The organism is Solirubrobacter pauli, assembly GCF_003633755.1.
Classification (GTDB): Bacteria; Actinomycetota; Thermoleophilia; order Solirubrobacterales; family Solirubrobacteraceae; genus Solirubrobacter; species Solirubrobacter pauli.
The window spans coordinates 1,028,897-1,040,905 of the sequence record NZ_RBIL01000002.1 but is presented as its reverse complement, the minus strand read 5'-3'; the positions used below and the strand labels follow the sequence as shown (position 1 = coordinate 1,040,905).

The window sequence follows — 12,009 nt, the reverse complement described above, 5'->3', positions numbered from 1 at the left end:
CGCTCAGGAGGCCTTCAGCCGGTCTCGGAAGCGGTACAGCGCGATCAGCGTCTTAGAGTCCATGTTGGTCGCCAGGATCTCGTCCAGATCGGCCAGTGGACGGATCTCGACGTCGATCCGCTCGTCCTCCTCCACCTCCGGACGCTCGTCCACGTCGCTGATGCCCTGCGCGAGGAACAGGTGGATCTCCTCGTTGGTGAACCCGGGGGTGGTGAAGAAGGAACCGAGGGAATCCCACTGCGACGCCTGCTTGCCGATCTCCTCGGCGAGCTCGCGCTTGGCGGACTCCAGCGGGTCCTCACCCTCCACGTCGAGCTTGCCCGCGACGATCTCCAGCAGGTCCGGGATGCCGACCGCCTCGCGCGGCTGCCGCACGAACCACAGCTGATCGCCGTCGAGCACGATCACCCCGACCGCGCCGGGGTGCGTGACGTTCTCGCGCTTGACCTCGGTGCCGTCCTCGTGGCGGAAGGTGCCACGTTCGACGTCGAAGAACTTGCCCTCGAAGATCTTTTCGGTGGCGATTCGCTCGAAGTTTGAGCTCATGCGGTGGCCGCCTCCTCGAGCAGCGTCAGTCCGATGTCCAGCATGGCCTCCAGCGCGTACTGGGTGACGCGCTCGGTCGGCTCGTGATTGTGCTCGGTGCCGTTGGCGACGTTCACGCACTGGATCCCGGCCGCTTCGAACACGTTGGCGTCCGAAGCGCCGCCGGTGGCGATCCGCTTGGGCTCGTACCCGTGCGCACGCAGCGCCGCCTCGGCGGCGACGACCGCCGGTGAGGACGGCTTCTGCCGATACCCAAGGACCTGCTTGGACGTGATGACGTCCACGTCGCAGGCGCCATGGCTTGCGCCGTCGTGCAGCGCGTCGATGATGCCCGCCAGGACCGCTTCCGCCTTCTCTGGATCAACCGAACGGACCTCGGCGAGCAGCCGCGCGCGCTCCGGCACCACGTTCGTGGACTCGACGCCGCCGTGGAAGTAGCCGAGGTTCGCCGTCGTCTCGGGATCGATGCGGCCGTGCGGCATCCGCGCGGCCGCGTGCGCGGCGGCCAGGATCGCCGAGTGACCGGCTTCGGGACGGATGCCCGCGTGGGCGGACTTCCCGAGGAACTCGGCTTCGACCCGGTAGAGCGTCGGAGCGGCGGTGACGACCTCGCCGATCGCGGTCGCGTGGTCGAACACGTAGCCGAACTCGGCCTTCAGCTGTGACTTGTCGAACGCCTGGGCGCCGAGCAGCCCGATCTCCTCCTGCACCGTGAACAGCAGCTCCACCCCGACGGGCGAGCCCTCGACGCTGCATCGGCGCGCCAGCTCGATGAGCATCGCCACGGCCGCTTTGTTGTCGGCCCCGAGGATGCCGTCATTGGCGTTCTCCCAGGCCCCGTCGACGAGCACGGGATCCACGGGTGCGTGCGGCGGGACCGTGTCCAGATGCGCGCAGAGCAGGATCGTCCGCTCGCCGCGCCCACGCAGGCGCGCCAGCAGATTGCCGGCCTCGTCGCGCTCGACGCCCAGCCCGATCCCGCGCAGCTCGCGCTCGATGTGCTCGGCGCAGGCCGCTTCCTCCCCCGACGGGGAGAGGATGCGGCACAGGTCTGCGAACGTGTCGTTGAGGCGGGCCTTCTCGGCCTCGCTCGCCGGCCTCACCGCGCGGCGGCCGGCTCCTCGACGGCGAGCTCGTCCGGGCGCAGCTCCTCCGCCCGACCGAGTGCCGCGGCGACGAAGTCCCGGAACAGCGGCGCCGGGCGCTCCGGCCGTGACTTGAACTCCGGGTGGTACTGCGACGCCACGAAGAACGGGTGGTCCGGGATCTCGATGATCTCGACGAGCCGCTCGTCAGGCGACGTGCCCGAGCACACCAGGCCCGCGGCCTCGATGCGCTTGCGCAGGAAGTTGTTGACCTCGTAGCGGTGGCGATGACGCTCGTAGATCACGGCCTCGCCATAGATCTCGCGTGCCCGCGTGCCCTCGTGCAGCTTCACCGGATCGGCCCCGAGCCGCATGGTGCCGCCCATGTCCGAGACTTCCTTCTGCTCGGGCAACAGGTCGATCACCGGGTACGGCGTCTCCGGATCGAACTCCGTGGAGTTCGCACCGTCCATGCCGACGACGTGGCGCGCGAAGTCGGCCACTGCCATCTGCATGCCGAGGCAGATGCCGAGGAACGGGATCTTCTGCTCGCGCGCGATCCGTGCGGCGGTGATCTTGCCCTCGATGCCACGCACGCCGAAGCCGCCCGGGATCAGGATGCCGTCCGCGTTCGCGAGGCGCGCCCGCACCTCGCCGTCGTCCAGCGTCTCCGAGTCCACCCAGTCGATGTCGATGCCGCGCCCGAGCTGGAACCCGGAGTGGCGCAGCGCCTCGACGACCGACAGGTACGCGTCCTCGAGCTGGACGTACTTGCCCACGAGCGCGATCTTCACCGGCGGGCGCCCCTGCGCCACGCTGGCCTGGCTGACCAGGCGCTCCCACCCCGTCAGCTCGGGCGGGCCGGTCTCGAGCCCGAAGTGGTCGAGCACGAAGCTGTCGACGCCCTCGTTGCGGTAGTAGAGCGGGATCTTGTAGATGTTGTCGACGTCCTGGCCGGAGACGATCGCCTCCGGCGGCAGGGACGCGAACAGCGCGATCTTCTTGCGCACGTCCTGCGGCAGCCCACCCTCGGACCGGCAGATCAGCATGTCCGGCGCGATGCCGATGCGGCGCAGCTCGTTGACCGAGTGCTGCGTCGGCTTGGTCTTGAGTTCACCCGCGTGGCCGATGTACGGCACCAGCGTGAGGTGGATGAACATCGTGTTCCGGCGGCCGACGTCCACCGGGAACTGGCGGATGGCCTCCAGGAAGGGCAGCGACTCGATGTCGCCCACCGTGCCGCCGATCTCCGTGATCACGACGTCGACGTCCTGCGTCTCGCCGATGAGCCGGATCCGGTGCTTGATCTCGTCCGTGATGTGCGGAACGACCTGCACCGTGCCGCCGAGGTAGTCGCCGCGGCGCTCCTTGCGGATGACGGAGTTGTAGATCGCGCCGGCCGTCACGTTCGACGCCCGGGACGCGTTGGCGTCCGTGTAGCGCTCGTAGTGACCCAGGTCCAGGTCCGTCTCCGCACCGTCCTCGGTGACGAAGACCTCGCCGTGCTGGAACGGCGACATCGTGCCGGGGTCGACGTTGATGTACGGGTCGAACTTCTGGATCGCGACCTTCAACCCGCGCGAGACGAGCAGACGGCCGATCGAGGCGGCGGCGATGCCCTTCCCCAGAGAAGAGACCACTCCCCCTGTGACAAAGATGTAGCGGGTTCGCGGCCTAGGTTCGGGCATTGCAGAAAGTCTCCTTATGTCGCCTCCGAGAGGATAGAGCGGTGTGCGGCGGCGACGGGTTCATGCGGCTTTGAGCAGCTCTTTCGCGTGGCGCCGGGCGGCCGTATCTTGGCGATCGGCACCCAGCATGCGGACGATCTCCCCGACGACCTCGGTCTTGCGCAGCTCGGTGACGGTCGTGCGGGCCGTCTCCCCCGAGGTGTCCTTGACGATCGTGAAGTGGCGGTCCGCCAGCGACGCGATCTGGGGCAGGTGGGTGATGCAGAGGACCTGACGGCCGGCGGCCAGCTCGCGGAGCTGCTCGCCGACCGCGCGCGCGGTGACGCCGCCGATGCCGGCGTCCACCTCGTCGAACACGAGGGTGGCCGGGCCGGCCTCCGCGGCGGCGCCCATCAACGCGAGCATGACGCGCGAGAGCTCACCGCCGGACGCGATCTCGCGCAGCGGCCCCGCGGGCACACCGGGGTTGGGCGCGATCAGGAAGTCGACCTCGTCCGCGCCGCTGGGCGCGAACTCGCGCGGCGAGAGCGCCGCAGTGAACTCCGCGCCCTCCATCGCCAGCGCACCGAGGCGGTCGCGTACCGCTTCCGCCAGCGCGACGCCGGCCGCCTCCCGCGCCGCGCTGAGCGCGCGGCCGCGCTGCTCGAGCTCGGCTCGCACCTCGGCCAGCTCAGCCTCGACCTCCTCGATCGCCTCCTCGGCGCCGACGAGCTCGTCCCGGCGCGTGCGGCACTGCTCGGCGTACGCGAGGACCGCGGCGATCGTCCCGCCGTGCTTGCGCTTCAGGCGGTCGAGCAGCGACATCCGCTCCTCGACCTCGTCCAGCCGCCCGGGAGCCGCCTCGACGCCCTCGGCGTAGCGGTGCAGGTCGTGCAACAGGTCCTCCGCCTCGAGGGCGAGCGCCCGCACGCGAACACCGAGCGCGTCCAGCTCCTCATCGACGCCGACGACGCTGTCCATGGCCTGAGCGGCGGCCGCGAGCGCCAGCGCCGCGCCACCACCGCCCTCGTCGTCACCGCCGAGTGCGCCGGAGCCTGCAGCGGCAGCGCCGCGGAGCGCCTCGACGTGCCTCAGGCGGCCGCGCTCGGCCTCGAGCGCCGCCTCCTCGTCCTCGCTCGGCGCGGCGCGCTCGATCTCCCCCAGCTCCCACTCGAGCAGGTCAAGTTCCCGGTCCCGCGCGCCCGCACGCTCCTGCAGCTGCATCCTGCGCTCGTTGAGCGCACGCTCGCGCGTGTAGGTCTCGCGATAGGCGTCGCGCCGATCGGCTTGCTCTGCTCCGGCGAACCCGTCGAGGATCTCCAGCTGCGCCGAGTGCAGCATGAGCTTGCGGCTCTCGTGCTGGCCGTAGAACGACAGCAGCGCGGTGCCGGCGTCACGGAGGTCGGCCGCGGTGGCGCTGCGGCCCCCGAGGTAGGCGCGCGTGCGTCCCTCGGCGCTGACGCGGCGCGCGAGCACGAGCTCCTCCGCGTCCTCGGCGATCCGGTCCCCCAGCAGCTCGCGCAACTCGTCCGGCAGGGAGAAGATGCCCTCCACGTACGCCTCGGCGGCGCCCGGACGCACGATGCCCGACCGCGGCTTGCCGCCGAGCAGCAGATCCAGCGCGTGCGCGAGCACGGTCTTGCCCGCACCGGTCTCGCCCGTGAGCACGTTCAACCCCGGACCGAGGCGCAACTCGGCCCGTTCGATCAAGAGGAGGTTCTCGACGCGCAGTTCGTGGAGCACGCCGAGTGGTTTACCAGCGGGCCAGGACGGATCACGGGCGAACGCGTGTTCTGGTGCAGAATTGGCACAGGCCTGCGCAGACACGTAACACTTTCTCGGACATGCTGCCGGGCATGGGATTTTCCCGGCGGATGGTGCTCTGGCTAGCGGGCCAGGCGGCCAAAGCGCTCGCGAAGGCGGTGGTAGAACGACGCGCCGGGAAGCTGCGCGAGCGTGCCGTGCATGAGCCCGAAGGCGACGTGGATGTCCTCGCCCGGCTGCAGCTCGAGCGTCGGGCGCCCGTCCACGTGCACCTCCACCGGCTCCTCGCGCGATGCGTTGTTGATCGTCAGCTCGTCACCGGGGGCGACCACGAGGGCGCGGGCCGTGAGCGAGTGCGGCGCGATGAACGAGACGACGAAGCCCTCCACGCCCCAGGCGAGCACCGGGCCGCCGTTGGCGAGGTTGTAGCCCGTGGAGCCCTGCGGGGTGGCGACGACCAGGCCGTCGCAGCGGACACGCCCGATCTCCTCGCCGGCGAGCGCGTACGCGAGGTCGGCGACACGCAGGCCGGCCTTGCGGTGGACGGAGATGTCGTTGAGCGCGCTCCAGGTGCCATCTGGGCGACCCACCGAGATCGTCGGGAGCTCGATCGTGTCGTACTCGCCCGAGAAGGCGCGCTCGAAGTCCTCGGCGAGGCCGTCGGGGTCGATCGTGGCCAGGAAGCCGACCTCGCCGTAGTTGACGGCGAACACCGGCACGCCGGTGCCGGCGTAGCGCCGCAGCGCCGTGAGGATCGTGCCGTCGCCGCCCAGGACGATGCAGAGGTCGATGTCGTCGCCGGGGTCGTCGACGATCTCGACGAACGGTGCGAGCTCGATCCCGTGCTTGGCGGCCTCGTCGTGGGTGAGGCGGAGCGTGACCCGGCGGCGCCGCGCGATCTCGAGCAGCAGGTCGACGGCCGCGTGGGTGTCGCCGGCGCGCCGGTGGGTGAAGACGGCGGCGGTCACCAGGCGTCGACCTCCTCGACCGCGCCGGGGCGGCCCGGCTCGGCGAGCCAGAGGAAGGTCTCCTTGTTGCCGGAAGGGCCTGCGAGCGCCGATGGGGCGCTGCCCATCACGGCGACGTCGACGGAGGCGGCGACGGTGCGGACGGCCTCGCGGCGCAACTCGAGGTCGCGCACGACGCCGCCCTTGCCGAGCCGCTCCTTGCCGACCTCGAACTGGGGCTTGACCATCGCGAGGCAGTCGAACGACGGCGCGGTGGTGCCGAGCACGGCAGGCAGGACCTTGGTGAGCGAGATGAACGACACGTCGATGACGACGAGGTCGGGGGCGTACGGCAGGTCATCGGACGTGATGGAACGTGCGTTGGTCCGTTCGATCACGGTGACGCGCTCGTCCTCGCGGATGCGCCAGTCGAGCTCTCCGTACGCGACGTCGAGCGCGATCACGCGGGTGGCGCCGCGTTGCAGCAGGCAGTCCGTGAAGCCGCCGGTCGAGGCCCCGACGTCGAGCGCGTTGCGCTCCTTGGGGTCGAGGCCGAGCGTGTCCAGCGCGTTGGCGAGCTTGACTCCGCCGCGCGAGACGAACGGCGGTGGGCCACTGACCTCGAGCTCGACCTCGGAGTCGACGAGTTGGCCGGGCTTCTCGGCGCGACGGCGGCCAGGGCCGATGTGCACGTCACCGGCGATGATGGCGGCGGCGGCGCGGGTCCGTGATTCGAACAGGCCGCGTTCCGCGAGCAGGGAGTCCAGGCGGACGCGGGGCACGGGCACAAACGGTACTCAAGGCGGCCTCGGAGGCGGCCGATGCGTTGTTCGATGCGTTCCGTCCTCGCCTCAGTCGGCCTCGCCGTGCTCGCGCTCCCGGCCTCCGCCTCGGCCTATCAGCTCAGCTACGAAGCGCCGTCCGCCTCCATCTCGCGCGGCGCGCCGTTGACGTTCGCCGTTCGCACGGACGCGCCCGCGGGCAGCGTGATCGTGCGGGTGTCGGGCAACGACGACGTGGACGCGTCCGGATTGCTGACCGGGCCGGAGGGCACCTGGTTGGATGAGCCGGCGACGCAGGCACTCGAGGACCTGCAGGTGTGGAGCGTGCCGAACCGGTCGATTCTGCGACAGCGTCCGGGGCGGTACTTCTGGCAGGCGTACGTGGTCGACGAGGGTGCTGCCGCCGAGGGCGCGGCGGGGTCCCCGGGCGGCGCAGCGGGGCCGCAGAGCGGCACAGGCGGTTCGGATGGCACGAGTGGCCCGGCCGGCGTGGTTCCCGGGACCACGGTCGGCAGCGCTCAGCCGATCGGGCCGGTTCAGCCGCTCACCGTGACGTTGCCGTCCGCTGACCGTGGGCGAGGTTCGCTGTACCCGAAGTTCGGCAAGCGGGGCACGCGCGGGTTCCTCTTGTCGACGGCGAACCTGCCCGCGGCCGTCACCGCCAGCCGCTTCAAGGCCCTGGCCCGCACGACCGCGAAGCGCTGGGGGCTCAAGCCCAGGAAGACGACGAAGATCGTGGCCGGGGTGCAGGACGGTCGCAGCGTGGCCGGCTTCTCCGCCGACGTGCCGCCCGGGACGCTGGGCGTGCAGACGGACTACATGCGCAACGGGCGCGTGATCGAGCAGGACCTCGCCCTGCGCGCCGGCGAGCTCTGGGCCGCCGGCCCGGCTTACCCGGGGCTGGACGAGATCGACCTCGAGAGCGTGCTTCTGCACGAGCTCGGCCACATGGCCGGCAACAAGAAGCACCGTTCGCGCTGCGCGAGCTCCCCGTTGGACGAGGCCCTCGGGGCCGGCGAGTGGTGGCGCGGCGCGCGCGACAAGTGGTTCGGCGGCTGCACGGCCACCGCGTCGGCCGCGTCGGCGCTGAGCACGAAGCAGCTCGCGCACCGCGTCGTCACCGTCGACTGACGGCTCGCAGCTTGCGCGCCGAGATGTCGACGGCGTGACGACGAGCGTCGCGCCGTGCTCGTGGGCGCTAGACGCCGAGGCGGTCGAGGACGGCTGCTTCGACGCGGGCGGCGATCGCCTCCGCGGTGAAGCCGACTTCCTCGTGCAGGAGCGCCGGGGCGCCGTGGGTGACGTACTCGTCGGGCAGGCCGACGCGCAGGAGGCGCGGGGCGACGGCGCCCTCTTCGGCGAACGACTCCCAGACGGCCGTGCCGAAGCCGCCCTGGAGGACGCCTTCCTCGATGGTCACGAGCAGGTCGTGCGACTCGGCGAGGGAGGCCAGCAGGAGCTTGTCCAGCGGCTTGCAGAAGCGGGCGTCGGCGACGGTGACGTCCATGCCGCGCTCGGTGAGCAGGTCGGCGGCGCCAAGCGCCTTGCCGACGCCGCTGCCGTAGCCGATCAGGGCCACGCGCTCGCCTTCGCGGAGGATCTCGCCGGTGCCGACCGGGATCAGCTCGGGGGTCTCCGGAAGCTCGACGCCGACGCCGGCGCCGCGCGGGTAGCGCAGGGCGGACGGGCCGTCGATCTGCAGCGCCGTGTGCAGCATGTGGACGAGCATGGCCTCGTCGCGGGGGGCCATGAGCGTCATGTTCGGCAGCGGGCGCAGGTAGGCGATGTCGAACGCGCCGTGATGCGTCGGGCCGTCGTCGCCGACCAGGCCGGAGCGGTCCATGCAGAACGTGACCGGCAGGTTCTGGAGGCAGACGTCGTGGACGATCTGGTCGAACGCGCGCTGGAGGAAGGTGCTGTAGATGGCGGCGACCGGGCGCATGCCGGAGAGCGCCGCGCCGGCCGCGAAGAGCACAGCCTGCTGCTCGGCGATGCCGACGTCGAAGTAGCGGTCGGGCATGGCCTTCTGCAGGATCGAGAGGCCGGTGCCGGAGTTCATCGCCGCGGTGATGCCGATGACGCGCTCGTCGCGCTCGCATTCACGCACGAGGGCCTCGCCGAACACCTGGGTGTACTGCGGCGGAGCAGGCGTCGACGACGGGCGCGAGGGCGCGGGCATGCGCTGCGAGATCGACTTCGGCTTGGCGGCATGCCACTTCTCCATGCCCTCCAGGCCGCCGTCCTCGGCGGGCGCGAAGCCCTTGCCCTTGACGGTCGCGCAGTGGATGACGACGGGCCGCTCGGCCTCGAACGCCGTCTTCAGGGCGCGGCGCATGGCGCGCACGTCGTGGCCGTCGACCACGCCGAGGTAGGCCCAGTCGAGCTCTTCCCACCACAGGCCGGGAGCCCAGATCGCCTTGACGGACTCCTTCAGACGCGGCCCGAGGCGCTCGAACGCCGCGCCGATGCCCGCGGGCAGCCGCGTGAGCTTCTCCTCGACGCCCTCTCGCGCCTCCCACAGGCCCGGGTCCAGCCGGACGCGGTTCATGTACCGCGACAGCGCGCCGACGTTGGGCGAGATCGACATGCCGTTGTCGTTGAGGATCACGACGATCGGCGTGCCGAGGCCACCGGCCTGCGAGACGGCTTCGAAGGCGACGCCGCCGGTCATCGAGCCGTCGCCGATCACCGCGACGACCTTGCCGTCCTCGGTCGCGCCGCGCAGCATGGCCTCCTTGATCCCGACGGCGTAGCCGATCGAGGTGGAGGCGTGGCCGGCGCCCATGATGTCGTGCTCGGACTCGAAGCGCGCGCAGAACGGGGCGAGGCCGCCGTACTGGCGGATCGTCGACAGCCGGTCGCGGCGGCCGGTGAGGATCTTGTGCGGGTAGGCCTGGTGGCCGACGTCCCACAGGACCTTGTCCTTCGGCGAGTCGATCAGCGAGTGGACCGCGACCGCGATCTCGCACGTGCCGAGGTTGGCGCCGAAGTGGCCGCCGATCTCTCCGACGGTGTCGATCAGGAGCTCACGCACTTCCTGCGCGACCGCCTGGAGCTCGTCTTCACTGAGCGAGTGAAGGTCTTGGGGGCGGTCGATGCGGGACAGCAGTGAGGTCATGAAGTGCGGGTGGCGATGAAGTCGGTGATCTGAATCAGCTCGTGCGCGCTGTCGGGAGCCGCCCGATCGAGCGCCGCGCGTGCGTTGCGATGCGATTCTTCGGCCATGGCCCGGGCCCCGTCAAGTCCAAAGCGGCTGACATAGGTCACCTTGCCGTGGCGTTCGTCGCTTCCTTGCGGCTTCCCGAGCGCGACGTCGGTGCCCGTCACATCCAAGATGTCGTCGACGATCTGGAACAAGACCCCAAGCTCTGACGCGAACGCGCGGAAGTCAGCCAGTGTAGTCGAGCGGGTGGTCTCGTCGGCAAGGAGGATCGGGCACTCGATCGCCGCGCGGATGAGCCGGCCGGTCTTCAACTCGTGCAGGCGACGCAGCTCCGCATCGCCCTTTTCAATCAGGCCTTGGACGTCGATGTACTGCCCACCGACCATGCCGCGTACTCCCGACGCCGTCGCCAGCTCGGCGACGCAGGCGAGCACGCGGGACGGCTCCCCGCGCTGCTGCGTGAGCACCAGCCGCATCGCCTCCGCGTACAGCGCGTCGCCGGCGAGGATCGCGATCCCCTCGCCGTAGACCACGTGGCACGTCGGCCGACCGCGGCGCAGCGAGTCGTCGTCCATCGCCGGCAGGTCGTCGTGGATCAGCGAGTACGTGTGGATGAGCTCCAGCGCTCCCGCGAGCGGGAGCACGTCCTCGGTCGGCATGCCGACGGCGTGCGCCGTGGCGAGCGCGAGCACCGGCCGGATGCGCTTGCCGCCCGCGAGGAGGCTGTAGCGCATCGCCTCCTCGAGGCCGTCGGTGTCCGTCTCGTCGCTGAAGCGCAGACCTTCGAGGTAGGCCTCGATGTCTCCGCGCAGGTGGTCCGGGAAGCCCAACTTCAGCTGTTCCCGAGCGCCATCTGGCCGGGTGCGACGGGAACGTCCGCGGCACGGACCTGGCGGTCGAGCTCCGAGCCCGCCTCAGCGGCCATCCGGGCGCACTCGTCGACGAGCGCGGCCGCGCGATCCGTCGGCAGCTCGTTCGCCCGCAGCGTCACCGCCGCGTGCTCGAGCCGCTCGATCAGACGCTCAAGACTGTCCTGAGGCATTCGGGTCGGGAATGCTAGTGCGCAGGACGGCGGCCAGGATGCCATTCACGAATCCGGGCGCCTCAGCGCCACAGAAGGCCTTGGCGGTCTCCACGGCCTCGTCGATCGCGCCCTCGGGCGGGATCGGCGTGTCGGCGTCGACGACGTCGGGATGCAGCATCTCGAGCAGCGCCGTCCGCAGGATCGCCTTCTCGAGCGGCGCGATCCGGTCCAGCGACCAGTTCTTCGCGTGCTTGGCGATCAGGCCGTCGAGCTCCTGGGTGTAGTCGGCCGTGGCGTGCGCCAGGGCACGCGTGAACGGGAGCGCGTCCCGCTCGAACACGTCGTCGAGCGGGCGCTTGGTCAGGTCGTGCTGATACAGGGCGAAGACCGCCGCGCGGCGTTGGTCCGACCTACGCACGCGACATGTACGCGCCCGAGCGGGTGTCGACCTTGATCCGGTCCCCGATGTTGACGAACAGGGGGACGTTGACGGTCGCGCCGGTCTCCACGGTCGCGGGCTTGCTGCCACCGCCGGAGGCGGTGTCGCCGCGCACGCCGGGCTCGGTGTGCGTGACCTCGAGCTCGACGCTCGCGCTGAGCTGGATGTCGGCCGGCTCACCGTCGATGTAGAGCATGTCGATGGTCTCGTTCGGCTTGATGTACTTCAGCGGCTCCTCGACGCTGGACTCCGAGAGCGCGATCTGCTCGAACGTCTCGCCGTCCATGAAGTGGGCGTCGGTGCCGTCGGCGTACAAGAACTGCATCTTGCGCGCCTCCGTGTGGATCGGGCGAAACTTCTCACCCGCTCGGAACGTCCTATCGATCACAGCACCGTCAGCCGCGCGGCGGAGCTTGGTGCGCACGAACGCACCACCCTTGCCGGGCTTGACGTGCTGGAACTCGAGGATCTTGAAGACAGTGCCTTCAACCTCGATGTGATTTCCGTTCTTGAATTGATTGGTGGAGATCGTGGGAATCAGCCCCTCAGCGAACAAGCTCAGCGTGCGGCTGAAGAGCGTAGCCAGTTCGGC

General features: G+C 70.4%; 12 protein-coding genes. 1 reads left to right on the top strand and 11 read right to left on the bottom strand.

All coding sequences use genetic code 11. The features are described 5' to 3' along the window. Positions 1 to 3 precede the first annotated feature (3 nt). The 6 genes from C8N24_RS24615 to C8N24_RS24590 all read right to left on the bottom strand — a co-directional run bounded on the left by C8N24_RS24615 (position 4) and on the right by C8N24_RS24590 (position 6,797). Positions 4 to 546, bottom strand: coding sequence for an NUDIX hydrolase (locus tag C8N24_RS24615; protein WP_121255138.1), 543 nt, complete (start codon positions 544 to 546; stop codon positions 4 to 6). Beyond that, positions 543 to 1,649: a M20/M25/M40 family metallo-hydrolase gene (locus tag C8N24_RS24610; protein WP_121255135.1), complete on the bottom strand. Its 1,107-nt coding sequence runs from the start codon at positions 1,647 to 1,649 to the stop codon at positions 543 to 545. Before C8N24_RS24610 ends, C8N24_RS24615 begins: the two co-directional genes overlap by 4 nt. Beyond that, positions 1,646 to 3,319 (bottom strand): CTP synthase, encoded by a 1,674-nt coding sequence (locus C8N24_RS24605; RefSeq protein ID WP_121255133.1) that lies wholly within the window; start codon positions 3,317 to 3,319, stop codon positions 1,646 to 1,648. Before C8N24_RS24605 ends, C8N24_RS24610 begins: the two co-directional genes overlap by 4 nt. Positions 3,320 to 3,379: 60 nt before the next feature. Beyond that, the gene (gene recN / locus C8N24_RS24600) at positions 3,380 to 5,041 is read right to left on the bottom strand and encodes a DNA repair protein RecN (RefSeq protein WP_170179386.1); all 1,662 of its coding nucleotides are present in this window, start codon (positions 5,039 to 5,041) and stop codon (positions 3,380 to 3,382) included. 143 nt (positions 5,042 to 5,184) lie between these two features. Continuing rightward, positions 5,185 to 6,030, bottom strand: a complete 846-nt coding sequence (locus C8N24_RS24595; protein WP_245971965.1) for an NAD(+)/NADH kinase — start codon at positions 6,028 to 6,030, stop codon at positions 5,185 to 5,187. Beyond that, the gene (locus tag C8N24_RS24590) at positions 6,027 to 6,797 is read right to left on the bottom strand and encodes a TlyA family RNA methyltransferase (RefSeq protein WP_121255128.1); all 771 of its coding nucleotides are present in this window, start codon (positions 6,795 to 6,797) and stop codon (positions 6,027 to 6,029) included. Before C8N24_RS24590 ends, C8N24_RS24595 begins: the two co-directional genes overlap by 4 nt. A gap of 45 nt (positions 6,798 to 6,842) precedes the next feature. On the opposite strand from C8N24_RS24590, the gene C8N24_RS24585 reads away from it, so the two are divergent. After that, positions 6,843 to 7,922, top strand: a complete 1,080-nt coding sequence (locus C8N24_RS24585) for a hypothetical protein (protein WP_121255126.1) — start codon at positions 6,843 to 6,845, stop codon at positions 7,920 to 7,922. A 67-nt stretch (positions 7,923 to 7,989) separates the two neighbouring features. Here the strand turns inward: C8N24_RS24585 and dxs are convergent, their stop codons facing one another. The 5 genes from dxs to efp are packed head-to-tail and all read right to left on the bottom strand — an operon-like array spanning position 7,990 to position 11,955. Beyond that, positions 7,990 to 9,909, bottom strand: coding sequence for a 1-deoxy-D-xylulose-5-phosphate synthase (gene dxs, locus C8N24_RS24580; RefSeq protein ID WP_121255124.1), 1,920 nt, complete (start codon positions 9,907 to 9,909; stop codon positions 7,990 to 7,992). Next, positions 9,906 to 10,784: a polyprenyl synthetase family protein gene (locus tag C8N24_RS24575; protein WP_342794570.1), complete on the bottom strand. Its 879-nt coding sequence runs from the start codon at positions 10,782 to 10,784 to the stop codon at positions 9,906 to 9,908. The genes dxs and C8N24_RS24575 overlap by 4 nt, the downstream gene beginning before the upstream one ends. 2 nt (positions 10,785 to 10,786) lie before the next feature. Then, the gene (locus tag C8N24_RS33425) at positions 10,787 to 10,996 is read right to left on the bottom strand and encodes a hypothetical protein (protein ID WP_147447969.1); all 210 of its coding nucleotides are present in this window, start codon (positions 10,994 to 10,996) and stop codon (positions 10,787 to 10,789) included. Beyond that, on the bottom strand, positions 10,977 to 11,396 hold the full coding sequence (nusB, locus tag C8N24_RS24570; protein WP_121255122.1) for a transcription antitermination protein NusB: 420 nt from the start codon (positions 11,394 to 11,396) through the stop codon (positions 10,977 to 10,979). The genes C8N24_RS33425 and nusB overlap by 20 nt, the downstream gene beginning before the upstream one ends. After that, entirely contained in the window at positions 11,389 to 11,955 is a 567-nt protein-coding gene (gene efp / locus C8N24_RS24565) for an elongation factor P (protein WP_425474470.1), read from the bottom strand. Before efp ends, nusB begins: the two co-directional genes overlap by 8 nt. Between the last annotated feature and the right edge of the window lie 54 nt (positions 11,956 to 12,009).